This window comes from Synechococcus sp. A15-60 (assembly GCF_014280095.1).
In the GTDB taxonomy this organism is placed as follows: Bacteria; Cyanobacteriota; Cyanobacteriia; order PCC-6307; family Cyanobiaceae; genus Synechococcus_C.
Genome location: NZ_CP047933.1, coordinates 857,575 through 883,560, shown reverse-complemented (window position 1 = coordinate 883,560; position 25,986 = coordinate 857,575). Strand labels below are relative to the sequence as shown.

Below are 25,986 nucleotides of genomic sequence, written 5' to 3'. Positions count from 1 at the left end.
GCCTGCTGATTAAGGTTCGAAAATTCCCGTGTTTGAGCGCTTCGCACCGTGACCGGAACGACCTTTGCGCGCGTCACGACACCGTGGTTGGCCCTGCTGCGGTGGAACAAGCCCACAGGTCGCCTGATTCTGCTCATTCCGGCCGGCTGGAGTCTTTGGCTGGCTCCAGCCGCACCACCTTCCCTAGCCCTGATCCTGCGCATCTTGATCGGTGGACTTGCCGTCAGTGGCGCCGGTTGTGTGGCCAATGATCTCTGGGATCAAAGGATCGATTCCGAGGTCGAACGCACCCGTCAACGTCCACTGGCTAGCGGCGCACTAGGCCGATCACAAGCTGTAGTAGCCCTGTTGCTGCTGCTGGCACTGTCCCTCGGGGTGGTGCTCAGTTTTCCCTCTCAGGTGTTGCAGCTGTGCCTGCTGCTGGCGGTGCTGGCGCTGCCACCGATTCTTTTATATCCCTCTGCCAAGCGCTGGTTTCCCTACCCGCAAGCTGTCCTGGCGATTTGCTGGGGCTTCGCTGTGCTGATCCCCTGGGCAGCGATTGAGGGCAATGTTTGGCCCACCCTGCCGCTGATCTGCTGCTGGTTTGCCACGGTCTGTTGGACCTTCAGTTTTGACACGGTGTACGCCATGGCCGACCGCCCGGACGATGCTCGGCTGGGGCTGCGCAGCAGTGCCTTGTCTTTAGGGCGTGGAGCCGTCAGAACAGTGAGGGCAGGCTACGGCCTCACCACAGCGGCACTGGCGATTGCAGCTGCGTCCGCTGAAGTGGGCGTGGTGTTCTGGCCTATTTGGGGGCTAGCCACCGTGGGGTTTTGGCAATCCACCCAGACACTTCGGGGCTCAGAGCAACAGGCGCCAGCGATTTATGCGCGTCATTTCGCCCGTCAGGTCCAGATCGGAGCACTCCTGCTGGGCGGTTTGGTGCTATCCAGGGGTCTCGGATGAGCGTGCCCGGTTCCTCGCACCAATGGCCCGCTCCGCTGCGAACCGGAGATCAGGTCGGAATCGCCGCAGCCAGCTCCTGCCTGCGAGACCATGACACGCTGCTGGAAGGGGTCGCCGTTCTCACCTCCTGGGGGTTGCAGGTCAACCCTCCACCGCCTCTGGAGCGGCGCTGGGGATATCTGGCCGGACGCGACGACGAACGCCGCAAAGATCTCCTGCTTCCGTCTCAAGGAGCACTGCTGGCCTGTGCGCGTGGCGGCTGGGGAGCAGCACGCCTCCTGGAAGCTCCCATCACCTGGACGGACGGCTGGTTGCTGGGGTTTTCCGACGTCACAGCACTGCTCTGCAGCCGCTGGGCCCGCGGCCTGGGGGGAGGAATTCATGGACCACTGCTCACGACCCTGGCGAGTGAACCGCCGTGGAGCCAGGAACGGCTGAGGTCTCTCCTATTCGGGCAACCGGTTCCCTCTCTGCAGGGCACGTGCTGGCGCAGCGGCCATGCATCAGGCCCTCTGGTCACCATCAATCTGACCGTGGCATCGCACCTTCTGGGCACGCCTCACCTCCCGGATCTGCGTGGTGCCATCCTCGTGATCGAAGACGTGGGCGAAGTTCCCTACCGAATCGATCGGATGCTCACCCACTGGCGACTCGCTGGTGTGCTGCACCAGCTCGCCGGGATCGGCTTCGGTCGCTTCAGCGGCTGTGACGACGACAGTGAGGAGGCCTCCGCCGACACCTTCACGTTGGAACAGGTGCTGCGGGAACGAATTGCAGATTTGAACTGCCCGGTGATCGCTGATCTGCCAGTCGGCCATGGAACCGGTGGCAATGCAGCCCTGCCGGTGGGTGTGGAGGCACAGCTGGACGCCGATCAGGGAACCCTGAGTGTGGCAATGCCATTTCAACGCTGACCGAGGACAGCCTCCGCCACCGTGAGATCAAACGGCGTGGTGACCTTGATGTTGGCGGGCCCCGCATCGAGAACCCGCACATCCCATCCCAACCGCTCAAACAGGGAAGCGTCATCCGTCACGCTCCAACCACGGGCCTTGGCCTCGACATGTCCCTGTCGCAGGGACGCCACGGCAAACCCCTGGGGTGTCTGCGCCGCCCAGAGCTCCGCACGGTCCGGCGTGTCCACAATCACGTCCTGGGCATTCACCCGTTTGATCGTGTCCGTGACCGGCGTGGCGGCGATCACAGCGCCACCCTCTCGTACAGCCCGAGCACAGCGATTGAACAAAGCGGACTCGACCAGACAGCGGGCACCGTCATGAATGAGCACATGCTCAGCATCGCCGGGAAGAGCAGCCAAGCCACGTTCAACCGATTCCTGTCGCGTGGCTCCCCCTTGAATCCAGACCACAGGCTTCGGCGCTCCCTCGAGTAAGGGAGCGAAGGCCACCTGATCCAGCGACTGACCGATCACACCAATCCAATGGATGTCCGCTGCGGCAAAGGCAGCGTCCAGGGTCCAGGCCAGCACCGGCCTGCCCAGCAGGGGCAACAGGAGCTTGTTGCATTCCGCTCCCATACGACGGCCGCTGCCGGCGGCAGCGATCAACAGATGCACAAGCGACTCCTGCTCCCGGCAGGCTGAAACGGCCTCCATACAATCAGCTCGCACCACTTGTGCTGCCGCTTCATGCGCGTTCTCGCTCTCAGCCCTGGAAGCCTTCAGCAGCAGCTTGAGCGCCTTCCGGCCCTGGCTGCCACCGCTGAACAGCTGCAGGCCAGTCTCCAAGTGGCCTGCGATCCGTCCCATCTGGGGCTCTGGAAACTGCTCCCTGCAGTGGAGAAGGTGATTCCCTTTCCCTTCAACGAAGCACCCAACCTGGCGGATTGGGCCAACCTGCTTGGTCTCGTGCGTGAGCCCGACTTTCAGGCCTGTCTGAATTTCGCCACCGGGCGACAGGTGAATCTGCTCCTGTCGATGAGCCACATTCCCACGCGGATCGCCACTGAAGGATTCGCAAGCACGACTCAGGCGGAGATCAACGCCGGTTGGCTGCCACAAGAACTGCAAGCATTTCTGACGCCGATGGGGGTCACGCTTCAGGCAGATGCCTTCCGTCTGAGTCTGAGCGCGAAAGCCATGGATGCGGCCCGCGAGCGTCAACCCTCCGGCGACGGGCCCCTCCTTCTGCTGGCCCCCGGCGCATTCCCCGGAGATTGGCCCCAGGAGCGCTGGACTGCTTTGCCTGACACCATCCGCAGCAAGCTGCCTCAGCTGCGCAGTCAGCTGTTGGCACCTGACATGCCTGTGGTGGAGAAAGCGGCCGCCGTGGCCTGTGCGGATGTGGTCCTGAGCAGTTGCCCGATTACGCAGCTTCTCGCCACCTACTGCGGTTTGCCGATGGTGACGCTGGGGGCCAACGCAGATCAGATCCCGCAACGTGATGTGATCCGGCGACTGGAGAGCCCAGATCTCTCCTCCCTCTCAGATGCGGATGTCATGCAGGCTCTGGGCTTCTGATGCGGAGCCCCAGGCGACCTGGAGCGTCCACGAGGCATCGCACCAGGCTGCGCCATCTGGCCTTGATCGCCAAACCGTGGTTGCTGCCAGTGCTGGCGCTCACGGTTCTGGTGCTGGGAGGTGCTCTGGGCTACCGCATCACTGAAGGGTGGGACTGGGGTGATTGCCTGTGGATGGTGCTGATCACCATCAGCACCATCGGCTACGGAGAAGTGGAACCCCTTTCCCAAGCCGGGCGCTTGGTCACCGTGCTGATCATTGCTGGCGGCCTGCTGGTGGTACAGCTGTCGATTCAGCGCGTGCTGGGACTGTCAGAATCGGGGTACTTCCGTCAAGTGCGGGAGTTGAGGTTTCGCCGGATGCTTCGGCGCATGAACAACCATGTGATTCTCTGCGGTTACGGCAGGATTGGCCGTGAGATCGGCGAGCAACTGCGTCGAGACCAGGTGCCGGTGCTCGTGGTGGAACTGGACCCTGCCCGCAAAGCCGCCGCCGAGCAATGCGGCTTGCAGGTGCTTCAAGCCGACGCCACCCTGGACGAAACGCTGCTGGAGGCTGGCCTTCGCCGTTGTCGCAGTCTGGTGGCTGCTCTCCCCAGCAACGCCGCCAATCTTTACGTGATCCTCAGTGCCCGCGGGCTCGAGAAAACTTGCCGGCTGATCGCACGCGCCGACAGCGAAGAAGCCGCAGCCAAGCTGGAACTGGCTGGAGCCAGTGTGGTGGTGAGTCCCTATGTGGCAGGTGGACGGATGATGGCCGCCACGGCCCTGCGCCCTCTGGCGGTCGATTTTGTTGATCTGCTAGCGGGATCCGATTGTGAAATCGAAGAATTCCGCCTCAGCAAAGATCCCCTGATGATGCGTCACCTGTCGGATCGCAGCCTTGCAGATCTCGACCTGGCACGACGCACGGGTGCCATGGTCCTGGCCATCCGTGAGAACAACACCCTGACAGCTAATCCCAGTGGTGCGATGACCCTCGCACCGGGCCAGATGCTGGTGGTGATGGGAAGTCAGCAGCAGCTGGAGGATCTGCGGGGCATCTTGGGCGATGGCGTCGATGCCGTGGAAACCATGAGTGGCATCAGCACGACGGATTAAGAGCTCACATGATCGGTGCTTACGATCAACCGACCGCAGGTCCATGGATGAGCACCACTCACACCCTTGAAGGTCAAATCGCCCTGGTCACTGGAGCCAGCCGGGGCATCGGCAGGGCCGTTGCCCTGGCGTTGGCCGAAACCGGTGCCGAGGTGGTGGTGAATTACGCCAGTTCCCCTGATGCGGCAGAAGCCGTGGTGCAGGCGATCGAGGCCTCAGGGGGAAAGGCCTATGCCCTCCAGGCGAACGTGGCTGATGAGGAGGCCGTCGATGGGCTGATCAAGGCCGTGCTGGAGCGAAGTGGCCGCATCGACGTCCTGGTGAACAACGCCGGAATTACGCGCGACGGACTGCTGATGCGCATGAAAACCTCTGACTGGCAGTCCGTCATCAACCTCAACCTGAGTGGTGTCTTCCTCTGCACGCGCGCTGTGACCCGTCCGATGCTCAAGCAAAAGAGCGGAAGGATCATCAACATCACCTCTGTGGTGGGTCTCATGGGCAATGCAGGTCAGGCGAACTACGCCGCCGCCAAAGCAGGGGTCGTGGGCTTCACCCGCAGTGCAGCCAAGGAAATGGCGAGTCGGGGGATCACTGTGAATGCTGTGGCGCCTGGTTTCATCGCCACAGACATGACCAAGGATCTAAACGCCGAGGGCATCCTTGCGGCCATTCCACTCGGAAGCTTCGGCACACCCGAACAGGTGGCTGGCACCGTCCGCTTCCTCGCCGCCGATCCCGCCGCCGCTTACATCACCGGTCAGGTGATCCAAGTGGATGGAGGCATGGTGATGGGTTGAATTATGAGGCTGTGATCAGCGTTCGAGGGGCTGTCCCAGCTCATCTCGCAACTTGCGAATCCGCTGCAGCAGACGAAACCGACGGCTGCGCTCCGTGGCCGTCAGAAAAATCCTCAGAGGCACATAGACGAGGGCCAGGGAGCCCGCCAAAGCGGCCATCAGACCGAAAAACAGCACCCCTGAATCAGTCATGGATCAACGCTAACGAGCTGAGTTCGATCCGTCTGTGATCAGAGCGGCTTGATTCGGCTTTCCCCACTTCCAAAACCGGGTCAAGCGACCTGTTGCTATGGGAAATTAGCAATTGGGTAAGTGTTGTTTATGGCCAAACTTCTCAGCTTTTCAGATCAATCTCGCGCGTCGCTCGAGCGTGGGATGAATGCCCTTGCCGATGCCGTGCGCGTCACCATCGGCCCCCGCGGTCGCAATGTGGTGCTTGAGAAGTCCTTCGGAGCGCCCGACATCATTAACGACGGCGACACGATCGCCAAGGAAATCGAACTGGAAGACCCCTTTGAAAACATCGGGGCCAAGCTGATCCAGCAGGTGGCGTCCAAGACCAAGGACAAGGCTGGCGACGGAACCACCACGGCGACCGTGCTCGCTCAGGCCATGGTCGAAGAGGGCCTGCGCAACACAGCGGCGGGTGCCAGCCCGATCGAACTGCGTCGCGGAATGGAAGCGGCCGTCGCCCATGTGGTGGCAGGCCTTGCCGAATGCAGTCAAGACGTCAGCGGCGATGCCATCCGTCAGGTCGCCACGGTCAGTGCCGGTGGTGATGAAGAGGTCGGCCGGATGGTCGCTGAGGCCATGGACCGGGTAAGCGTGGACGGTGTGATCACCGTGGAGGAGTCAAAGTCCCTCGCCACCGAGCTGGAAGTGACCGAAGGAATGGCCTTCGACCGCGGCTACAGCTCTCCCTATTTCGTCACCGACGGTGACCGTCAGCTGTGCGAATTCGACAACGCACTGCTGTTGCTGACCGATCGGAAGGTGAGCTCCGTCACCGATCTGGTGCCGGTGCTCGAGACGGTTCAACAGTCCGGCTCCCCACTGGTGATCCTGGCCGAAGAGGTGGACGGTGAAGCCCTGGCCACCCTGGTGGTCAACAAGAACCGTGGTGTGCTGCAAGTGGCCGCTGTGCGTGCTCCGTCATTCGGCGAGCGACGCAAGGCAGCACTGGCTGACATCGCCATCCTGACTGGTGGCACCGTCATCAGCGAAGACAAGGCCATGACCCTCGACAAGGTCACGCTTCAGGACCTCGGACGCGCCCGCAGAATCACCATCAGCAAAGAAAACACCACGATCGTGGCGGGCGAAGACAGTCAGGCCGCCGTGGCTGACCGTGTGGCCTCCATCCGTCGCGAGCTGGAGAACACCGAATCGGAATACGACCGCGAGAAGCTGACCGAACGGATCGCCAAACTGGCCGGCGGCGTGGCGGTGATCAAAGTGGGCGCTCCCACCGAAACGGAGCTGAAGAACCGCAAACTGCGTATCGAAGACGCTCTCAATGCCACGCGCGCCGCAGTGGAGGAGGGAATTGTTGCGGGTGGTGGCACCACCCTGCTGCAGCTCGCCGGATCTCTCGATGCCGTGGCCTCGAAGCTCGAGGGTGATCAACGCACTGGCGTGGAAATCGTGAAGCGTGCCCTGAGCGCACCGCTCAAGCAGATTGCCATCAATGCTGGCTCCAACGGGGATGTGGTGGTGGAGCAGGTCCAGCGCACCGGCCAGGGCTTCAATGCCCTCACCGGAACCTACGAAGACCTGCTTCAGGCCGGCATCCTGGATGCTGCCAAGGTGGTTCGCCTGGGCCTACAGGACGCGGTGTCGATCGCTTCGCTGCTGATCACCACAGAGGTGGTGGTGGCTGACAAGCCCGAACCCGCTGCAGCAGCTGCACCCGGCGGCGACCCGATGGGTGGCATGGGTGGCATGGGAGGCATGGGAGGCATGGGCATGCCCGGCATGATGTGATTCAACAACGCGCGCCTGATCGGATCAAAACGATCTCACCAGGCGCGCATGAATCCGACACACCGTCAAGGCTTCGCGCGGGGGGTTGCGGCAGAGGTAGCCCAACTCCCGATTCAAAGCCTGAAGTTCGCTCATCGGAAGGACCGCGAGAGGCAGGGCGAAAACCAATCCACCGATCATTGCCGGGGCCGACATCAGGCGAAGCATGGTTGAGTCTCGCGAGACTCAACCAGTCTGCACGTCCATCCGCTGCCTGTAGGCAGCAACCTGGAGATCCACGCCGGTGATGGCCGTTCCCACCACCACTGCATCTGCACCGCGCTGAATGGCGTCAGCAGCTGCGCAAGCCGATGCGATGCCGCCCTCACAGATCAAGGGGGTGGTCAATGGCAACTGCTCACGCAGGGGCTGAATGAGATCCCAGGCCGGTGGAGACGAGGCTGCTGTCGCTTCGGTGTAGCCGAACAGCGTGGTTCCAACCCAGTCACAACCCAACGCAGCCGCGCGCAGCCCATTGGCCAGCGTGTCGACATCGGCCATCAACGGGGCTCCAAGCTCTGATCGAGCGCGACGCACCAAATCCTCTAACCGTTCACCATCCGGGCGCACGCGATCGGTGGCATCTAAGGCCACCACGTCGGCGCCCGCGGCCCAGACCGCTTGGATCTCATGCCATCGCGGAGTGATGTAGACGGAACTTCCAGCCCAGGTGCGCTTCCACAGCCCGATGATCAAGGCATCAGGACAGCGTTCCCGAACGGCACCGATATGTTCCGGACTCTCCAGACGAACACCCAGGGCCCCATTGCGCAGGCTCGCTTCCGCCATGGCTGCAATCACATCCGGATGGCGCATGGGCGATCCCTCGGGAGCCTGCACCGACACAATCAAGCCGCGCTTGAGCTGGGCACGATCAAGGGGCGCATCAAGGAAACCAGCCATGGAGTCTCAAGACGCCTTAGGCAGATCGTCAGCATCGACGGGAGTCAACCATCGGCGTAGACGACGGGGGCCTGAGGCTGGAACGGGCCTGGGGGATGGTGCTGGTGCAGCAGCAGAGATTGCGGAAGGGGCTGGTGAAGCGCCACTGGTGCGGTCCTCACGATCAACGACCAGTCCCACATCATCAAGACAATCCTTCAAGAGCGCAGTGAAACGACTGAACCCTGAGTCCGAAGTCGTCGGCTGCTCTTGATCGGCCTGCAGTGCTGGCTCTGGCTCTGTCTCCAGCTCTGGCTCTGGCTCCAGCGCTGACCAGGGACTGGCCGTCGAGTCAACGCGCTGCTCTTCGGGAGCAGGAACTGCCTTTAAATCAGCCGTGACCGAATCCGTGGTAGCGGCTGGGGTCTGCGTGGCTAGGTCGGGCGGGGCTGTCTCAGAGGTGGCTGTCTCTGAGGTGGCTGTCTCAGAGGAAGCCAGCTCAACGGCGGCGATCGCCTCAGCGGAGCTTTCTTCCATCAAGGCTGGAGACACGTCGGGATGAACAGCGGCATCATCGATGCGTTCAAGCGTGGTGCTCTGCGGTAGCGAATCCACCCCAAAGCGATGGACCCACTGCAGCTCGAGACGCGCCAGACGTTGCGCATCGCCATCCCGTTGCGCCTGATCGATCAGACGCTGCAGGTCGATCCGGCGTGGATCCTGATGCTGGTACGGAGACTGAGTCACGGGATCAGGCGAGTTTGCGATTGAGCAGAGGGCGAATCAGCAGGAACAACGCAGCAGTTAACAGCGTCAGGACCAGCAGACAGGTGGTTCCGGTGACCGGACCGTAAGGGGCTTCCAAAAGAACCGACGACAGATCCAATGGACCTGCATAGGCGGCGCGGATGGGTTCAATCGCGAAGGTAAGGGGATTCAGCGCTGCAAGCCAGCCCAGCCAGGGGGGCATGAAGCTGAGGGGTGCCAACGCAGTGCTGGCGAACAGCAGCGGCAGATTGGCCACGAAGATCACCGCAAGCAATTCAATGTGACCAGGCAAAGCAAACGCAAGGCCGAGGCTGAGTGCCGTCACCGCGAATACCAGCAACAGCAAGGTGATGATCACCAGCAGAAGACCCGCAGCTCCAGGCCAGCCGTAACCCAGCAGCGCGGCCATCAGCATGATCGCCAGGCTCTGAACCAGGCTGAGGGTGGTGATGAAAATGACCGACGCCAGCACAATCGAGCTTCGACTGCGCAGAGGAGCCACCAGCAGTCGGTTCAGGAAGCCGAACTCCCGGTCGAACATCACCGGCAACCCTGCATTGAGAGCCCCGCTGAAGGCCGTAAACACAATCACGCCAGCCCCAAGGAAGCGCCCATAGCTCATGCCACCGGGAAGCAATCCCTCTGGAGCGCGCGAAAACAGTGCACCGAACAACACCAACCAGATCAACGGTTGGAGAACTCCCGCCACCAGCGTTGACGGGCGACGCTGCAACTGAAGGAACAACCGGCGCGTCAGTGCAGACGTCTCCTGCGCCAACTCGGACAAAGCTGAGCGGTCGACGGGTTGGGCGGATGGAGCACCGATGACTGGACTGGTCATGAAGAAGACAAAAACAGGAACAACAGAGGGCTGTGTTTCAACGCATCGACTGACGACGCTCGAGCTTGGGATCGCGTTGACCCGCAACGGCCAGCTCAGCATCCATCAGGGTGCGACCCGTCGCTTGCAGGTAGACATCATCGAGGCTTGGACGGCTCTGGGACAGGGAGAACACCTCGAGATCAGCACTGGCGAGCTGCGTTTTGAGTACTGACAGCACGTGCTCGCCATCCACCACGAGGTTGAGCGAGTAGCCCTGAGCGCGGTTGACCACAATCCGCCTGACGCCGTCCAAGCCCTCCAGTAGATGGCGCACCTTTTCGGCCTCCGGTTGATCGCTGAATTCACGCACTCGCAAGGTCACCCTGTCGCCACCCAGGTCTTGCTTGAGGCCGTCGGGTGAGCCTTCGGCGATCACGCGACCGGCATCGATGATTGCCATGCGGTCGGCCAGGGCCTCCACCTCCTCGAGGTAATGACTGCTAAGCAACACTGTCGTTCCCTGATCTCGAAGATCACGAAGCACTTCCCAGATCACGGCACGACTTTCAATATCGAGCCCCACCGTGGGTTCATCCAGAACGAGCAATCGAGGCTCGTGCAGGAGTCCGGCAGCCAGATCCAGCCGACGACGCATCCCGCCTGAGTAGGTGCCACAGCGGCGATCAATCCATTCGTTCATCGACAGGCGGTCGATGAGGGTCTCGATCCTTTGGTTCCGCTCGGCGCGACGTAGGTGGTACAAATCGCCTTGCAAAGCCAGGAGCTCACGTCCAGTCAGAATCTTGTCGATCGCCACCTCCTGAGCCACGAATCCCATGAGCTGGCGGACAACACGCGGGTTCTCCAAGGCATTGACGCCTCCAACCGTCACGGTGCCGCGATCAGGGGCAAGCAAGGTGGCCAGGATGCGCAGGGCCGTTGTCTTTCCGGCACCATTTGGGCCGAGTAAGCCGTACAGGCAACCGGAAGGAACAGACAAACTGAGTCCCTTCAGAGCCTCAACGGACCCGTAGGACTTTTCCAGTTGGTCCAGCTCCAGCAGAGACATCTACCGACAGAAACGAACTCGCAAAATCTAGGCAGATGTCCCTGAGAACCCGCCCGTCAGCATCAGCATCCATCCCCTCACCTGCGCGTCCAAAAGTGCTGCATCCGATTGACGGCTGAGGATCAGCAGCAGACAAATACCGAAGAGGTAAAGAATCGACCAGCGGAACAACCCTTTGGCGCGTTCGGAACTGCTGGGGTCCTGGGCGAGATGCTCCACCATCTGAAGCAAGCGCCCGTTGAAGGGAATTACCAGCAAGCCGTAGAGCACACCACCTTCTGGCAACGCGACAACACCGAGCAAACTGAGCAGAGCCGTCGCCCAGCCGTAACGGCGGATAGCACGAGCAGTCACAACGGGGCCTTTGACCACCGGCAACATGGGAATTCCAACGGCGCGATAGTCGTCGCGAAGCAACAGAGCTAGGGCCCAGAAGTGGGCAGGGGTCCAGACCATCACTAACGCGAAGAGCCACCAGCCGCTCAGGCCCACATGACCGGTGGCGGCCGCAGCACCCACCAGCGGCGGAATCGCCCCAGCCACTCCGCCGATCACGATGTTTTGAGTGGTTCTGGGCTTGAGAAGCGCCGTGTAGAGAAGTACGTAGCTGCACAGACCGAGCAGGGACAACCCGGCCGCCAGGCAGTTCACACCGCTGACCAGCAACGTCGCCGCGGCAAGGGTGCAGGACACGGCACCTGCGAAAGCGGCGGTCGGGGAGAGCCGTCCTGATGGGAGAGCACGACCACTAGTTCGCTGCATCCGACCATCCAGCTCTTGTTCCCAGAGGCAGTTGAGAACACCTGCCGCAGCGGAGGCCAAGGCTCCACCTCCAAGGGTGCAGGCCAGTCGTGGCGACGACAGAGGCCAGCCTTCCGACAGCGCCATCCCACCAAGAGTGGTGGCCAGAAGCAAAGGAATCAGCCTTGGTTTGGCCACCTCCAACCATGGAGGCAGCTTGATGCGGCGACGGGAGGGGACCACCTGGTCCCGGGTGAGAGGAGCTGCAGCTGCGGTCGGAGTGGCACTAGCCATGACAGGCCTCCAAAGCGGAAGAATCGGGAAGGGCGATCAGCGCATCGCTGGCGGGAGGCTGACGCCGAAACGTGAGCGCCGCCAGCACGGCCACCAGCAGGCAAGCCACCAACTGATGACCAACGGTGAGAGCGGGCTGGGACAAACCCAGCCGCAACGTGCTGACGCCAAGGGCGATCTGGGTGCCCACAAGCAGGAGGGCTGTGCACAGAAGCGGCCACTGGCTGCGACCCCAACGCCCGCTGAACAGCGCTACGAGGACGAAAACGAGCACCGAAAGAGCCGCGGGAGTGGCGGCCATCCGATGCCAGTGCAACCAATGACAGGAGGCTCCGGCCTCCAGGCAACGCTGGGACGCCCAGGTCGTAGCCATGCGGGCGCCGAGGAGGCTTTGCCCGCACACTGCCAAAACACTGAAGGATCCGAGCAGCACCCACCAGCGCGGAGCGGCCGTGGTCGAGGCGTCGGCGAGAAGCACCTGTGTGAGTGCACTGACGGTGACGACGAGCGTTAGTGCCAGAGCCAGGTGAGCGGTCACCACCGCGGAAGGAAGAAGCTGCAGAACCGTGAGAGCCCCCAGCCCTCCTTGCAGGGCGACCATCAGCACCAGGGAAGCGCTGATGGGCAGCAACCATCTCGGCAGATCTCGGCGGCACCACCACACAGCACCGAGCTGCACCATGAGTGCAACCCCCACCACGAAGGCATCCAGTCGGTGAAACCATTCCAAGAAAACCTGGAGGTTCATCTGACGCCCTGGCAGCAGCGTGCCGTAACACAACGGCCAATCCGGACACGCCAGACCAGCCTCCATGACGCGGGTCGCGCCACCGATCACCACTAAGGCCACCAAGGCCACCACCAGATGCGCAGCCAGCTGGGCCAAACGTCGACGGATCGGAGCAAGAGACGATGCAGTCAACGTCGACTCCTCCATGGAGTGGTGATCAACGGAACGTAGCGATCTCAATCAAAACGGCACGATGTGTGCACGACTGCAACAACAGAATCAGGAGAGTGATGCGACTTTGCTGACACAAACCTCGAGAAAGTCAGCCAGGCCGAGAGATTTTCAGGCTGGTTTAACAATCAGTAGGTGGTGATTGAAACCAACCTCCATAGCCTGAAGTTGCCCCCATCAAAGTTCGGGTGCCTATTCCTTCAGCCATCCTCACGCTTGTCCTAGGAATGCTCCTCGTTCTCGGGGGGCTTTGGATTGGCCAGAACGTGAATCTTTTGCCGGTGGATGCAAGCGTGAATGCGCCCATCTACGACGAGTTATTTCGTGTTTTGTTCAGCATTGGCACGATTCTCTTCGTCGGAATCGTTGGGTTGATTGTGTTCAGTCTGGTGCGTTTCCGGAGACGTCCTGGCCAACTCGGTGATGGCATCGCCCTGGAAGGCAATCTGCCGCTCGAGGTGTTCTGGACGGCAGTTCCCGCGATCGTTGTTCTGTTTGTCGGGCTCTACAGCTACGACATCTACGAACGCATGGGCGGCATGGTTCCCCTTGGCCATGGCAACCATGGAGCCGTCAGTGCGACTGCCAGCGCGACGGAGCAACGGATCTGGGGAGGCATTGGCTCTACACAGGATTCCCAAACGGCCAAGGCGTCGGCCATCGCACCGTTTCCCATCGAGGTCACGGCGATGCAGTTCGCTTTCCTGTTCCACTACCCGGAAGGCGACTTCATTTCTGGGGAGCTGCACGTCCCAGCCGATCGCCCTGTCTCACTGACAATGGAAGCGAAGGATGTGATCCATGCGTTCTGGATCCCTGAGTTCCGGCTGAAACAGGACGTTATCCCTGGGCAACCGACGGTTCTCGACTTCACACCCACTCGACCTGGCACTTATTCGATCGTTTGCGCAGAGCTCTGTGGGCCTTATCACGGCGGCATGCGCTCCTCTGTCGTGGTGGACAGCGCCGATGACTTCGAGACCTGGCTGCAGGCCAACAGCAAGACCACCCCTTCTGAAGCATGACCATCACCGCACCCCCACCATCCACACCGTCGTCAGCGTCACTGCAACCCAGTGGATGGCTGCGCTATTTCAGCTTCAGCGTCGATCACAAGGTGATCGGCCTCCAGTACCTGGTGTGCGGCTTCGCTTTTTATCTGATCGGCGGGGCGATGGCCGGCGCCATTCGCACTGAGCTGCTCAGCCCCATCTCGGACTTCATGCCGAGAGATGTCTACAACCAGATTCTCACCTTGCACGGCACGGTGATGATTTTTCTATGGATTGTGCCGGTGGTGAATGGCGCCTTTGGTAACTATCTGATTCCCTTCTACGTCGGCGCGAGGGACATGGCTTATCCCAGGCTGAATGCCGTCGCCTTCTGGCTGATTCCTCCGGCAGGGCTGATGCTGATCAGCAGCTATTTCATCACGGGTGCGGCGCAATCGGGTTGGACGGCCTATCCCCCCCTCAGCATCACCACACCGGCCACTGGGCAAATCATCTGGATCTTGAGTGTGCTTCTACTAGGTGGAAGCTCCATTTTCGGAGGCATCAATTTCATCGCCACCATTCTCAAACTGCGCCGACCCGGTTTGAAACTGATGCAGTTGCCGATGTACTGCTGGGCCATGCTCGGCACCAGCATTCTCGTCGTGCTCTCCACGCCCGTGCTGGCTGGCACATTGATCATGTTGAGCTTCGACATCGTGGCCCACACCGGATTTTTCAATCCTGGATTGGGGGGCAATGTGGTGGTGTATCAGCATCTTTTCTGGTTCTACTCACACCCTGCCGTCTACATCATGGTGCTGCCGGCTTTCGGGCTCGTCAGTGAAATCCTGCCGGTGCATTGCCGAAAACCTTTGTTCGGTTACGCGACGATGGTGTATTCGATCATGGCGATTGTGGTGCTGGGCCTTGTGGTTTGGGCGCACCACATGTTCACCAGCGGTACTCCTCCCTGGATGCGCCTGTTCTTCACGATTGCTACGGCCTTCATCGCCGTACCGACGGGCATCAAATTCTTCAACTGGCTAGCCACCCTCTGGGGCGGGCGGATCAGCCTGAACAGTGCTGTTTTGTTCTCCTGCGGATTCATCGTGAATTTCGTCTTGGGGGGCATCACCGGCGTCGCCCTGGCGCAAGTGCCCTTCGATGTGCATGTCCACGACACCTACTTCGTGGTCGCCCACTTTCACTACATCGTCTACGGGGGATCGGTGTTTGTGATCTTCGCCTCCATCTATCACTGGTACCCCAAAGTGACTGGCCGCATGCTCAACGAGCATCTGGGGCGTTTTCACTTCCTGATCACGTTCATCGGCTTCAACCTCTGCTTCGCGCCTCAACACTGGCTTGGCCTTAATGGCATGCCCCGACGCGTGGCGGAATACGACCCTCAATTTGCTCTGGTGAATCAGATCAGCAGCGTGGGAGCCCTATTGATGGCCATCAGCACGCTTCCTTTCCTCTGGAATGTGGTGGCCAGCGCGTTCTCCGGAGCACCCGCAGGGGATAACCCCTGGAAAGCGCTCACACCGGAATGGCTGACGTCCTCACCGCCACCAGTGGAGAACTGGACCGGCGAACCGCCCTTGGTGACCCATCCCTATGGCTATGGGGTTCCCGCCGATGAAATTGACCTCAATTCTGCCAGCGGCAGTGATCTCTGGAGCAGCGGCCAATGACCATCACCACCCAGGATCACGACCTGACCAATCACGATCCGCATGCAGCGGAGCATCCCGATCACCGCATGTTCGGACTGGCCACCTTTCTGGTGGCTGATGCCATGACCTTCGCCGGATTCTTCGCCGCTTATCTCACCTTCAAAGCGGTCAATCCACTCCTGCCAGGTGCAATTTACGAACTTGAACTGCCGCTGCCCACCCTCAACACCATCCTCCTGCTGGTGAGCAGTGCCACATTTCATCGCGCTGGAGCGAATCTGCGCCAACAGGAAAACGATCGATGCCGTTTCTGGCTCCTGCTCACAGCGGGCCTTGGCCTGGCCTTCCTGGCCAGTCAGATGGTGGAGTACTTCACCTTGCCGTTTGGTCTCACTGACAATCTCTTCGCCAGCACTTTTTATGCCCTGACTGGATTTCATGGGTTGCATGTCACCCTTGGGACCTTGATGATCCTGATTGTGTGGTGGCAATGCCGCACCCCATCAGGACGCATCAGCGCCAGCAATCATTTCCCCCTCGAAGCCGCCGAGCTCTATTGGCACTTCGTGGATGGCATCTGGGTGATTCTGTTCGTGATTCTCTACCTGATCTGAAACAGACCGTCTTTGCTTTGTGCAGGGAATCCCCATGGATTCCTTGCCCAGATTGCACTCTGAAGCCAGAATTGATGTGTCTTTTCCGATAAAGATGCTGGTTGGAGAGGAATTACTGAACAAGGCCCGGGCCCTCAGCAACCGACCTGAGGACGAAATTGCCCGTGGCTGCGGCTACGTCGGACCCAGTGGCCGGCTGTTGCGCAAAAGCTTTTACCGCGCGCTCGTTGAAGCCAAGGGCTACAAGCTGCCCTCCAGCAGCGGCAATGGCAGCGGCGGCCCAAGGGGACGTCAGGCCGATTTCCGCACGCGCGTTCACGGCAACGGCAACCTACTGATCGGTCATGCTTATACGCGACGACTTGACCTCGTGCCTGGCCAGGAGTTCAAGATTGAATTGAACAAAGATTCAGGCACGATCACACTCCTGCCCCTCGAGGAATCCCCGGCGTCGGAGTGAATTCGCAACCCAGGCATATGGGTTTTGCCTGAGTTCCCCTGAGCGTTGGTCCATCAGGCCACAGCTGGAGGATCCTGATCGTCATGCAGGGTTGAGCTGAAGATCATGAGTTCGAGGCCGCTGAACAGGAAACTGATTCCTACCAGGGTTCCGAGCACCCACAGCAGACCCCAGAACTTCAAGGTCACGATCAGCAAACCCAGAACGAAAGTGATCACACCGTTGGCGATCGCCCAGCCGGAACCCGGTCGGTTGGTGTGTGCAAGGCCGTTGAAGAAGGCGACCAGTCCCTCAACAAGGAAAACGATGCCGATGGCCAGGGCAAAAGTCACCACCTGCTCGGCCGCTTCCTCCGGATCCCGGAAGTTGCTGATCATCGAGCCGCCCGCCACCAGAAAAAGGGTGGAGACCACCAGACGCCAGAAGCAGACCCAGCGCCCCATGCGTCCGGAACGCGCCAGATTGCTGATCCAGCCGACCACGCCGCCCACGAGGAACAACACGGCGATCACTCCGATGGTCCAGAACGAGGCAATCACGGGGAAGATCAGGGCGAGGATGCCCAGAACAATTAGAAGGATGCCTTCGGCAATGGTGAAAGCCTTGAACGTGCCCAGAGAGTCAGGGCGCTCATCGCCAGTCATCGAGGGTTCAGCTTGAACAACTCCCGCAACTTATTGACACCCTTCACAAGCGGCCATCGTTTGTGATCGTTCCTCAGCCCCAGCCATGCTCCGCCAGCCAGGCGGTGGTAACAGCGGCACCTTCCGGCTTGGGTGAAGTGGCCGCGAGCAATCGCTCCGTATACCGAGCCAACAGGTCGATTTCCAGATTCACCGCATCCCCCACTTGTAGATCCCGCAAGGCTGTGACCGACCACGTGTGGGGAATCACGGCAACCCAGAACCTGGCTCCCTGCTCGGCGCAGCCCGCCACAGTGAGACTGATGCCATTCACGGCGATACTGGCTTTGTCGCAGATGTAGCGACCGAAAGACGGGTCCCGCCAGCGCAATTCCAAGTGCCACGACTGCGGCAAGGCCTCCACAGCCACCACCTCACCAATGCCATCCACATGGCCGCTGACCAGGTGGCCGCCCAGACGATCGGAGAGGCGCAGGGCTGGCTCGAGATTGACCGCTGCACCGTGCGAAGCCTTCGCACCCAGGATCGTTCGCTGCAGGGTCTCTTCGCTGACATCCGCCAGAAAACCATCTCCAACCAGCTCCGCCACCGTCAGACAGACACCGTCCACGGCCACGCTGTCACCTAGTGCCAAAGGGGTGAACGGCGAACAGCCCTCCACCAGCAACGCTCGACCGCGCCGCTCAACGCGACCCACCGCCTGGACCAAACCCGTGAACATCTCCCCCTCTGCAGCCCTGTCATCTGTTCATAATCGATATAGCGGCGGAGCCGTCCTTGGTTGAGATGAGCGTGGCGGGAATCGCCCTAGATGCCAGCAGTCGCAGCCCGATCGTGCTGCTGCGAGATCCATCCAGAACCCGTCAGGTGCCGATCTGGATTGATCAGGCCCAGGCCCACAACATCATGGCCGGCCTCAACGACACACCACAGCCCAGGCCGCTCAGCCACGACCTCATGGCCGCTCTGCTCGAAGCAGGCGGTCTTCGACTGGAACGGGTGATCATCCATGCCATTGAAGACAGCACCTTTCGCGCGGTGCTGCGGCTGCAACCGCTCGGCGACGAGCCAGACGGCGACGATGCCACTGGCGGTGATCTAGAGAGCGTCAACCAGTTGGAGATTGATGCGCGCCCCAGTGATGCCATTGCCTTAGCCATCCGCACCGGCAGCAGCATCTGGATGCTGGAGGAAGTGGTCGCCGAAGCCTCAATCGCCGTGGATGCCGAGGCAGATGCGGAAGACAGGGACGAATTCCGTCGCTTCCTGGATCAACTGAGCCCCGCCGCACTGGTGCGTCACCTGGAATCCCGGCCCCCTGGCGATTCCCGCGACTCTCAAAGCGACACCCCACCCCCTTGAGCAGCATCAAAGCGATGCAGCAACGCCCCTTCGGTGATGGTCCCCCGGTGAGCCTGTTCACGCTGGGCACGATGCGGGCGCTGCAGGCACCCGATCAGATGCTCATGGTGCTGCGGGCCGCCCATGCAGCGGGGGTGAACCATCTAGAAACAGCCCCGGCCTATGGACCCGCCGAATCCTTTCTGGGTGAGGCCCTAACGCAACTGCACAGCGAAGGGATCCAACCGGCCGGCCATGGCTGGGTCGTCACCAGCAAGCTGTTGCCTGGTCTCAGCCTTGACGAGGGTCGAGCCGCTCTGAGGGGAAGCCTTGAGCGTCTCGGAATTGAGCGACTCGACAACCTGGCGATTCACGGGCTGAATCTGGACAGCCATCTCAACTGGGCCCTCCATGGCGAGGGCGCCCGCTTGATCGATTGGGCCCTGAACAGCGGAACAGTGAGCCAGGTGGGGTTCAGCAGCCACGGCTCGAATGCCCTGATCCATCAGGCGATCGAGAGTCAACGGTTCCGTTTCTGCTGTCTGCATCTGCATCTACTCGATCCCACACGCATGCCTCTGGCGCAGCTGGCTTTGCAGCAGACGATGGGTGTGCTCGCAATTTCGCCCGCAGACAAGGGCGGCCGTCTTCAGGCTCCCAGCACGCGATTGGTTGAGGACTGCCGCCCGTTTCAACCCCTGGAGCTTGCCTATCGCTATCTGCTGGCCGCAGGCATCAGCACGCTCACCGTGGGAGCACAAAACGCCACAGACCTGGAGTTGGCCCACGCGCTCGGCCAACACGATGGTCCCCTGCAGGCCGAGGAATGCCAGGCCATCGAGCGCTTGGATCAACAGCGCCGAGAACGACTGGGTGACGAGCTCTGCGAGCAGTGTCGCGCCTGCTTGCCCTGTCCTAATGCGGTGCCCATCCCTGATCTGCTGCGTCTTCGCAATCTGGCGCTCGGTCACGAGCTGATGGAATTCGCCAGTGAGCGGTACAACCTGATCGGCAGGGCTGGCCACTGGTGGGAAACGATCAATGCCCAGGCCTGTCAGTCCTGCGGTGACTGCCTGCCGCGCTGCCCCCATCAATTGGCCATTCCAGCGCTTTTGGCCGACACCCACAAGCGACTGGCCGCAGCACCACGTCGACGTCTATGGGGCTGAAGCGTTCCAGCGAACCTGCAGCGGCAACGTCTGGGAAGGATCCAAGGGGAACAAGGTCCAGCAGGCATCCCAGACCGTTGCGGGTGGCAGCAAAGCGGGCAGCAGGCGGCTGGGGACCCGATTGGCGGCGGCAGCAAGCGTGGCTGCTGGGAGAGGTGGAATCCAACCCTGAGACAACATCCGCGGCAGAAGCGGGGGGGTCCAGGCTTCCTCCACCCAAGCCTGCGGCACTGGCTCGGCGGTCCCCGTCGGTCGCAGCAGCAACGTCCAGTGCAGAGGAGCCCCTTGCTGCGGCAGCACGACCATCAAACGCGGATCGCGCTGCAGGGCACCCATGCAGCGCTGCAAGGGCAGAACCGCCAGCCGGGCTTCACCCTGCAACAACCAGTTCAACGCAAAGCGGTCGTCAAAGCTGAGTGCAGCAGCACGGAGACGACGCAGCGGGTCAGGTCCGCTGATCCGATCCGCCAAAGAGACCAACAGTCTTGGACTGGATGGCAGCAGCAGCTTGCCCTCGAACGCCGGGTCCAAAAGGATGTTCCAGCCTGCATCCAGATCCGGCGCAGTGCCGCTTTCGCGGCGGATCAACATCACCCAGGGACTGAATCCCACCGGCAGCATCAGACCCGACCAGGCCTCGGGGGTGTTAGCCAGAAACCGCTGGCCGAGTCGACCCAGTTGGCTTTCAAGCGGAGATGTAGCGATCGCCTGAAGCCGCGATGGCGCAAGACCTGCTAACCAACCATCGGTCAGAGCCAGGAGATCGGTGGATGGAGGCCAAACATCAGCAACCTCAGCAGCCTTGCTGAAGGGAGAGAACGCCCAGGGGGAGGGAAGACGGCGACGCCAGAGTGCAGGCAGGGTGTCCGCTGAGGCTCTCAGGGTGGGCACAGCATTGCCGCGGCTGCAGCCACTAAGACCGGCTGCGGCGGTGAGGGCAGCGAGCTGGAGAAAGCGACGGCGATTCAGCGGGAACTCTGGGGGGACAGCAGCCTTCATGGTTTGAACCTACGGGGCAGCCCGGTTGTGGTGTCCATGGGCCAGCAATTGATCCACTGCACGATCACAGGCAATCCCCAGGCGACTGAGCGGAAGACCACGCCACTGGGCCAGAAGGGTGAGCCCCCCCGCACCGACGCCCTCCTTCACGTGACCTTGCTCAAAATCTCGCAACCGTGGCTGCTGGCTGTTGCTGAAACGCAGCCCGGCGGCATAAGCCTGCAACGACACCGAGAAATGCTGCTCCAAGTTGCGCAACAACACCATCAGTGATGAGGGGCCGGCTGAAGCCTGGAGACACTCAGCGGCCAGCCAAGCCGTGGTGCCCAACAGCACCTGGTTGGAGAGGCCTTGGCGCGCAGAGGGCGGCAGGGCCTGAAGTGCTAAGGCCAGCACTGCAGCCATCTGGCTGCCCCCAGCGAGCAACACCGGCTGATCCGCCTCCACTACACCGAGGAGCAGCCCCGTCGCAAAGGCCTGAAACGGATCACCGACTGCAGCCAGCAACACCCCAATGTCAACGTCGGAGCCCGTTGAACATGACGCAAGCCCTTGCCGAACCAGGGTCTGCTTGAGCGTCATGGGGGGGTGCAAGGCGCTGCCGCTCACCAGGGTGTCCACCGGCAGACCTAGACCGGTCAGCACCGCCAGGGCCGTGGTCGTTCCGCCCGGGACGCATTCCGCCAGAAGCAACGGATGCCGCAATCGACTGCCGAGCCGGTGACCACGCTGCAGCAACTGGCGCACCCGTTTGAGCTCCATGGCGTGCCCCGTGGACACGCAGTCCGCCGGGCCGAACTCAGGCGGCTCACAGCGCAAATGGGCGAACGGTGGCGGCAAAGACAGCCCTAGCGCCGCCACCTGCGGATGAAGACCAAGCTGATCACACATGACCCAGCTGATGAGAGCCGGTGAAACACCAGCAGGAAGAGGAGGCAGCGGCCAACGCGGAGCCACCGACGGTCCGTTCAGCAGCAATTCCGCATCGGCGAGGGCCGTGGTGCGACGGGCTTCTGGGGTACATCCAGCAGCAGAGATCCCATTGGTTTCCGCGGTTCTGGTGCCAGCCAGCAGCAGCAACAGATCCGGCAGAGGCCTGGATGGATCACACCAAGACTGCAGGAACGGTGCCGCTGCAGCCGGAACCGGCGTGCCTGTCAGCCGCTGGCTGGCCGCAAGCCGTTCAGAGAGGATCGAGGGCAACCAGTCCATGCAGAAGCGGAGGCGGCTCAGGCACAGGAGCCTGCAGCCGAGGGAAGATCCAGTAAGCCAGAGCATGCAGCGCCAGTACATACACGAGCTGCTGGATCAGCACGAGTGCGAGAGCCATGAGCTGCACGAGCAGCAGATCTGGAGCCACGGGCAGTTGCAAAAGATCCAGCAGGCGATCTAGCAGGCCAGCCCCAGCCCGGGTGATGACCAGCCACAGGTTTTCTCCCACCAGCAACGACAGCGCCACAACCCTCACCAGAAAGCCCGCCGCACCGACGAGCAGACCGATGCCCCAGCTCAGCCACCAGCTGCGTCGATGCAACCAGCACCAGCCCAACCAGACCGACAACAAGCCGTAGGGGAAGAGCATTAGGGGGCCGCGGACGGGCCCCATTAGGGCGATCAGCAGCAGAATCGCCACCGCAAGCCCCTCGACACCAGCGCGGCCGCCGCGACGCACTGTCAGCAAGGCCAACGGAAGCGGCAGGGCGAGCCGGAACAACGCACCGCCAACCGGCAGGTAGTAGAGAGCCAGCCAGATCAACGCGGCCGCGGCCGCTAGGTAAGAGGACTCCATCATGCGCAGAGCCTGACGACGACTGAGGGCTGGAGGCATCAGGAGGCGGGCTGTCGCTGCGTGCTGGACGGCTGAGCGCTGGGGGACGGATTCAGATCTCGCGCAGGAACTTTCTCAATCGTTTCCACCTCGAAACCGATTCCCGCGCGCCGCAGAGCTTCCGTGACCCCCTCTGCCGGTGCCGCTGGATCAGCAGCTGACAAGCGAATGATGATCCGATAAGGACGGGTCCGCTCCGGCACCGCGCGCGCTTCGGCTGGCTGACCATCTGCTGGCTGACCATCTGCTGGCTGAACATCCTTTGTTGGAACCGGCTGATCGGCGCTGACCTGCTGAGGTTCCGAAATGGTTGGATCCTTCGGCGGCTCCTGTTCAGCAGCGCGATCGGACCCATCGTCCTTCGACTCCGTGGCCTGGGCCTGTTGGGATTGGGACGGTTCAGGTTGGGAGGGTGCAGCGGTGGGCACGTCCGCAGCAGTCTGCCCATCGAAACTCTCAGAGAGCTGCTGACCGAACGGGGTGCTGGAGCACGCCTGAAGCAGCACCACTAGGGGCAGCAGCGCCGAAGAAAACCGCCGGATGTCCATCAGGAATCGGCGGGCCGGATCACGCGCACGGCACTGGCGCGAAGCCGACCCGATTTGGTGGTGGCCGGGGGCTTCTTGGCGGCAGGCTTCTTGGCCGCTGGCTTTTTCGCTGTTGATTTCTTGGCGGCTGGCTTCTTCGCCGATGCCGACTTGCGACTGCTATTTTTGGTGGCCGCTTTGGCCGCAAGAAGTTCCACCGCCTCCTTCAGGGTGATGTCGTCAGCCCCCTTGCCTTCAGGCAAAGAGGCATTGACCTTGCCCTGCTTCACGTAGAGCCCGTAGGGACCGTCGTAGACCTGCACGGTCTCATCGCTGCCGTCAGGCTTGCCCAGATCCTTGAGCGCCGTGCGGCCGCCGCGGCCACGCTTGGGCATGGCCAACAGCTCAATGGCACGGGTGAGTCCAACGGCAAGCACGTCGTCATCACCCTTGAGGGAGCGGTAATCCTTTTCCCCTTTGCCCTTGTCCCAAACCACATAGGGCCCGAAACGGCCGAGACCGGCCTGCACCCTGCCGCCATCAGGGTGCTCACCAAGCAGACGGGGTAAGCGGAGTAAGCCCAGCGCATCGTCAAGACTGAGATCCTCGGGTTTGACGCCCTTCGGCAGCGAAGCGCGCTTGGGCTTGGGGTTGTCGTCGCTGACCTGACCCCGCTGCACATAGGGGCCGTACTGACCGAACAGCAGATAAACCAGATCACCGGTTTCGGGATCTTCGCCAAGAGCTTCAGGCCCATCGGCCTTCTGCTTCAAAATGAGTTCGGCCTGCTCTTGATCAAGATCGGCAGGAGTGATCTCGCGGGGAAGAGTGGCCTTGATCAGCTCCTCTTCGCCATCGTCACCGACACGTTTCGCCTCCAGGTAGGCACCGAAACGGCCGATGCGGACCACGCAGGGAAGACCCTCGAGATCGATGGTGCGTGATGCCCCCGGGTCGATGTCACCTTCACGTTGGTGCACCTGGGACTCCAGGCCCTCATCGCCTTTGTAGAAACCTTCCAGGTAAGGCAGCCACTGCACCTTGCCATGGGAGATCTCATCCAGCGTGTTCTCCATTCGGGCCGTGAAGGAGGTGTCGACGAGATCGGGGAAATGCTCCTCCAGGAGCGCCGTCACCGCAAAGGCCGTGAAGCTCGGAGTGAGTGAGTTGTTAAGGAGAGAGGCGTACCCGCGATCCACGATCGTGCCGATAATGGATGCATAGGTGGATGGCCGGCCGATGCCTTCCTTCTCGAGCATCTTCACGAGGGAAGCTTCGGAAAAACGGGCCGGTGGCTGAGTTTGGTGACCGAGCGCTTCCACCTCTTGAAGGTTGGGAGCATCACCAACCTTTAAGGCCGGCAGCAGCACTTCCTGGCCCTCCAGCGCAGCATCGGGATCGTCGCTGCCCTCGACGTAAGCACGGAAGAATCCGGGAAAATCAATTCGCTTGCCACTGGCGCGGAACACGGCCTCCGCAGCACTGAGATCCACCGACAGCATGGTGAGGCGCGCCTCGGCCATCTGGCTCGCCACCGTGCGTTTCCAGATCAATTCGTAGAGGGCTAAATCCCGGCCATCGAGTCCGGTCTCCTGGGGAGCACGGAAGCTCTCACCGGCAGGGCGAATCGCCTCATGAGCCTCCTGCGCATTGCGAGCCTTTGTGCTGAACTGCCGAGGGGTTTTGCTCAGATACTCCTTGCCGTAGCGGGACTCCACGCAGCTACGGGCCGCACTGATGGCTTGGTCGGAGAGATGCACCGAATCAGTGCGCATGTAGGTGATGAAGCCACGCTCATAGAGACCTTGTGCACACCGCATGGTCTCGCGCGCCGACAGACGCAGCTTTCTGTTGGATTCCTGCTGCAGGGTGCTGGTGGTGAACGGCGGCACGGGCCTGCGCACCGTGGGCTTCTCCTCCACCGTGGTGACAGCCCAGGCGGCGGCTTTCACAGCTTCTGACAGCGTGCGGGCATCGCCCTCACTCAGCAATCGGACCTTGCTGCCCTCCTTCAGTCCACCTGTGCTCTCGTCGAAGTCATTGCCGGTGGCGATTCGTTGCCCTTCGAGATGGGTGAGCTTGGCATCGAAACGCGTGCCGGACTGCTCAAGAGCCGCCTTCAAGTCCCAGTAGCTGCCACTGCGGAACGCACGCCGAGCCCGTTCGCGCTGCACCAGCAAACGCACGGCCACCGACTGCACCCGCCCGGCCGAGAGCCCCCAGGCCACTTTCTTCCACAACAGCGGCGAGAGGGTGTATCCGACCAGTCGGTCGAGAATGCGGCGCGTTTCCTGGGCGTGGACCAGCTCCATGTCGAGCTCCCGGGTCTGCTCAAGCGCGCGACCGATGGCCTCTTTGGTGATCTCGTGAAACACCATGCGCTTCACCGGCACCTTCGGCGCTAACAGCTGCAGCAGATGCCAGCTGATGCTTTCTCCCTCACGGTCTTCGTCCGTTGCCAGAAGCAGCTGATCGGCACCCTTGAGCGCATCCTTCAGCTCTTTCACCGTCTTTTTTTTGTCCTTCGGAACCACGTATAGGGGCTCGAAGTCGGCTTCCGTGTTGACGCCGAGATTGGCCCACTTTTGCCCCTTTTGAGCAGCAGGAATCTCACTCGCGTTGTTGGGAAGGTCGCGCACATGTCCCATCGAGGCCTCCACTCGGAAGTCCTTGGGGAGGAATCCACGGATGGTGCGGGCCTTGGTGGGGCTCTCAACGATGACCAGGGTGTGCGCCAAAGGGGGGCAGGTAACCGTCACCCTCTTTATCGCACCGTCGCGCCGGCTGCAGCGAATTGATCGGAAGCCACAAGCCAGAACGAAAGCGCAGCTACAGTCACCCGA

The 25,986-nt window shown here is 61.6% G+C and carries 28 protein-coding genes; 12 read left to right on the top strand and 16 right to left on the bottom strand.

All coding sequences use genetic code 11. The features are described 5' to 3' along the window. Positions 1-48 precede the first annotated feature (48 nt). Together SynA1560_RS04660 and SynA1560_RS04655 are read left to right on the top strand one after the other, a co-directional pair. Complete coding sequence (locus SynA1560_RS04660; protein WP_186501283.1) at positions 49-948, top strand: 4-hydroxybenzoate polyprenyltransferase; 900 nt, start codon at positions 49-51, stop codon at positions 946-948. Positions 949-950: 2 nt separating this feature from the next. After that, on the top strand, positions 951-1,862 hold the full coding sequence (locus SynA1560_RS04655) for an LD-carboxypeptidase (protein WP_255477066.1): 912 nt from the start codon (positions 951-953) through the stop codon (positions 1,860-1,862). Here SynA1560_RS04655 and ispD read toward each other — a convergent pair. Continuing rightward, positions 1,853-2,524 (bottom strand): 2-C-methyl-D-erythritol 4-phosphate cytidylyltransferase, encoded by a 672-nt coding sequence (gene ispD / locus SynA1560_RS04650; RefSeq protein WP_186471024.1) that lies wholly within the window; start codon positions 2,522-2,524, stop codon positions 1,853-1,855. The two genes, SynA1560_RS04655 and ispD, sit on opposite strands and share 10 nt — an antisense overlap. Before the next feature lie 72 nt (positions 2,525-2,596). Between ispD and SynA1560_RS04645 the strand changes: the two genes are divergently transcribed. From SynA1560_RS04645 to fabG, 3 genes are read left to right on the top strand one after another with little or no spacing between them, the layout of a single operon-like run. Next, on the top strand, positions 2,597-3,427 hold the full coding sequence (locus SynA1560_RS04645; protein ID WP_186501281.1) for a glycosyltransferase family 9 protein: 831 nt from the start codon (positions 2,597-2,599) through the stop codon (positions 3,425-3,427). Further along, entirely contained in the window at positions 3,427-4,527 is a 1,101-nt protein-coding gene (locus tag SynA1560_RS04640; protein WP_186470480.1) for a TrkA family potassium uptake protein, read from the top strand. Before SynA1560_RS04645 ends, SynA1560_RS04640 begins: the two co-directional genes overlap by 1 nt. Before the next feature lie 47 nt (positions 4,528-4,574). Then, positions 4,575-5,327: a 3-oxoacyl-[acyl-carrier-protein] reductase gene (gene fabG, locus SynA1560_RS04635; protein ID WP_186501280.1), complete on the top strand. Its 753-nt coding sequence runs from the start codon at positions 4,575-4,577 to the stop codon at positions 5,325-5,327. A gap of 15 nt (positions 5,328-5,342) precedes the next feature. Here fabG and SynA1560_RS04630 read toward each other — a convergent pair whose 3' ends face one another. Further along, positions 5,343-5,519, bottom strand: coding sequence for a hypothetical protein (locus tag SynA1560_RS04630; protein WP_186470478.1), 177 nt, complete (start codon positions 5,517-5,519; stop codon positions 5,343-5,345). 129 nt (positions 5,520-5,648) lie between these two features. On the opposite strand from SynA1560_RS04630, the gene groL reads away from it, so the two are divergent. After that, entirely contained in the window at positions 5,649-7,310 is a 1,662-nt protein-coding gene (gene groL / locus SynA1560_RS04625; protein ID WP_186470477.1) for a chaperonin GroEL, read from the top strand. A gap of 24 nt (positions 7,311-7,334) precedes the next feature. Here the strand turns inward: groL and SynA1560_RS04620 are convergent, their stop codons facing one another. Genes SynA1560_RS04620 through SynA1560_RS04590 form a run of 7 tightly spaced genes read right to left on the bottom strand, consistent with a single transcriptional unit; the run spans position 7,335 to position 12,863 of the window. After that, positions 7,335-7,505 carry a hypothetical protein gene (locus SynA1560_RS04620; RefSeq protein WP_255477065.1) on the bottom strand — a complete coding sequence of 57 codons (171 nt, stop codon included), beginning with the start codon at positions 7,503-7,505 and terminating at the stop codon, positions 7,335-7,337. Positions 7,506-7,535: 30 nt separating this feature from the next. Beyond that, positions 7,536-8,252, bottom strand: coding sequence for an N-acetylmannosamine-6-phosphate 2-epimerase (locus SynA1560_RS04615; RefSeq protein WP_186501278.1), 717 nt, complete (start codon positions 8,250-8,252; stop codon positions 7,536-7,538). A 6-nt stretch (positions 8,253-8,258) separates the two neighbouring features. After that, positions 8,259-8,978: a hypothetical protein gene (locus SynA1560_RS04610; protein WP_186501277.1), complete on the bottom strand. Its 720-nt coding sequence runs from the start codon at positions 8,976-8,978 to the stop codon at positions 8,259-8,261. 4 nt (positions 8,979-8,982) lie between these two features. Next, positions 8,983-9,840, bottom strand: a complete 858-nt coding sequence (locus tag SynA1560_RS04605; RefSeq protein WP_186470473.1) for an ABC transporter permease — start codon at positions 9,838-9,840, stop codon at positions 8,983-8,985. 37 nt (positions 9,841-9,877) lie between these two features. After that, complete coding sequence (locus SynA1560_RS04600) at positions 9,878-10,891, bottom strand: ATP-binding cassette domain-containing protein (RefSeq protein ID WP_186470472.1); 1,014 nt, start codon at positions 10,889-10,891, stop codon at positions 9,878-9,880. Between the two features lie 27 nt (positions 10,892-10,918). After that, positions 10,919-11,926: a heme o synthase gene (locus tag SynA1560_RS04595; protein ID WP_186501276.1), complete on the bottom strand. Its 1,008-nt coding sequence runs from the start codon at positions 11,924-11,926 to the stop codon at positions 10,919-10,921. Further along, positions 11,919-12,863 (bottom strand): heme A synthase, encoded by a 945-nt coding sequence (locus tag SynA1560_RS04590; protein ID WP_186470470.1) that lies wholly within the window; start codon positions 12,861-12,863, stop codon positions 11,919-11,921. The genes SynA1560_RS04595 and SynA1560_RS04590 overlap by 8 nt, the downstream gene beginning before the upstream one ends. A 212-nt stretch (positions 12,864-13,075) precedes the next feature. Here SynA1560_RS04590 and SynA1560_RS04585 point away from each other — a divergent pair, with 212 nt between their 5' ends. The 4 genes from SynA1560_RS04585 to SynA1560_RS04570 all read left to right on the top strand — a co-directional run bounded on the left by SynA1560_RS04585 (position 13,076) and on the right by SynA1560_RS04570 (position 16,635). Then, positions 13,076-13,912: a cytochrome c oxidase subunit II gene (locus SynA1560_RS04585; protein WP_186470469.1), complete on the top strand. Its 837-nt coding sequence runs from the start codon at positions 13,076-13,078 to the stop codon at positions 13,910-13,912. Next, positions 13,909-15,579 (top strand): cytochrome c oxidase subunit I, encoded by a 1,671-nt coding sequence (gene ctaD, locus SynA1560_RS04580; protein ID WP_186470468.1) that lies wholly within the window; start codon positions 13,909-13,911, stop codon positions 15,577-15,579. Before SynA1560_RS04585 ends, ctaD begins: the two co-directional genes overlap by 4 nt. Next, the gene (locus tag SynA1560_RS04575; RefSeq protein ID WP_186501275.1) at positions 15,576-16,175 is read left to right on the top strand and encodes a cytochrome c oxidase subunit 3; all 600 of its coding nucleotides are present in this window, start codon (positions 15,576-15,578) and stop codon (positions 16,173-16,175) included. Before ctaD ends, SynA1560_RS04575 begins: the two co-directional genes overlap by 4 nt. Positions 16,176-16,269: 94 nt before the next feature. After that, positions 16,270-16,635: an AbrB family transcriptional regulator gene (locus tag SynA1560_RS04570; RefSeq protein ID WP_186471023.1), complete on the top strand. Its 366-nt coding sequence runs from the start codon at positions 16,270-16,272 to the stop codon at positions 16,633-16,635. A gap of 53 nt (positions 16,636-16,688) precedes the next feature. On the opposite strand, the gene SynA1560_RS04565 is transcribed toward SynA1560_RS04570, so the two are convergent. Beyond that, complete coding sequence (locus SynA1560_RS04565; protein ID WP_186470466.1) at positions 16,689-17,279, bottom strand: HdeD family acid-resistance protein; 591 nt, start codon at positions 17,277-17,279, stop codon at positions 16,689-16,691. Positions 17,280-17,352: 73 nt separating this feature from the next. Next, positions 17,353-18,000, bottom strand: a complete 648-nt coding sequence (locus tag SynA1560_RS04560; RefSeq protein WP_186501274.1) for a riboflavin synthase — start codon at positions 17,998-18,000, stop codon at positions 17,353-17,355. A 65-nt stretch (positions 18,001-18,065) separates the two neighbouring features. Here SynA1560_RS04560 and SynA1560_RS04555 point away from each other — a divergent pair, with 65 nt between their 5' ends. After that, a complete protein-coding gene (locus SynA1560_RS04555; RefSeq protein WP_186501577.1) occupies positions 18,066-18,641 on the top strand; it encodes a bifunctional nuclease family protein in 576 nt (191 codons plus the stop codon). A gap of 14 nt (positions 18,642-18,655) precedes the next feature. Continuing rightward, complete coding sequence (locus tag SynA1560_RS04550) at positions 18,656-19,789, top strand: aldo/keto reductase (protein WP_186471021.1); 1,134 nt, start codon at positions 18,656-18,658, stop codon at positions 19,787-19,789. Here SynA1560_RS04550 and SynA1560_RS04545 read toward each other — a convergent pair. The 5 genes from SynA1560_RS04545 to topA are packed head-to-tail and all read right to left on the bottom strand — an operon-like array spanning position 19,778 to position 25,881. Beyond that, positions 19,778-20,788, bottom strand: a complete 1,011-nt coding sequence (locus SynA1560_RS04545; RefSeq protein ID WP_186501273.1) for an ABC transporter substrate-binding protein — start codon at positions 20,786-20,788, stop codon at positions 19,778-19,780. The two genes, SynA1560_RS04550 and SynA1560_RS04545, sit on opposite strands and share 12 nt — an antisense overlap. A 9-nt stretch (positions 20,789-20,797) precedes the next feature. After that, positions 20,798-22,000: a nicotinate-nucleotide--dimethylbenzimidazole phosphoribosyltransferase gene (locus SynA1560_RS04540; protein ID WP_186470463.1), complete on the bottom strand. Its 1,203-nt coding sequence runs from the start codon at positions 21,998-22,000 to the stop codon at positions 20,798-20,800. Then, positions 21,972-22,616 (bottom strand): DUF2232 domain-containing protein, encoded by a 645-nt coding sequence (locus SynA1560_RS04535; RefSeq protein WP_186470462.1) that lies wholly within the window; start codon positions 22,614-22,616, stop codon positions 21,972-21,974. Before SynA1560_RS04535 ends, SynA1560_RS04540 begins: the two co-directional genes overlap by 29 nt. After that, positions 22,616-23,164, bottom strand: coding sequence for a hypothetical protein (locus SynA1560_RS04530; protein WP_186501272.1), 549 nt, complete (start codon positions 23,162-23,164; stop codon positions 22,616-22,618). Before SynA1560_RS04530 ends, SynA1560_RS04535 begins: the two co-directional genes overlap by 1 nt. Beyond that, a complete protein-coding gene (gene topA / locus SynA1560_RS04525; RefSeq protein ID WP_186501576.1) occupies positions 23,164-25,881 on the bottom strand; it encodes a type I DNA topoisomerase in 2,718 nt (905 codons plus the stop codon). Before topA ends, SynA1560_RS04530 begins: the two co-directional genes overlap by 1 nt. Between the last annotated feature and the right edge of the window lie 105 nt (positions 25,882-25,986).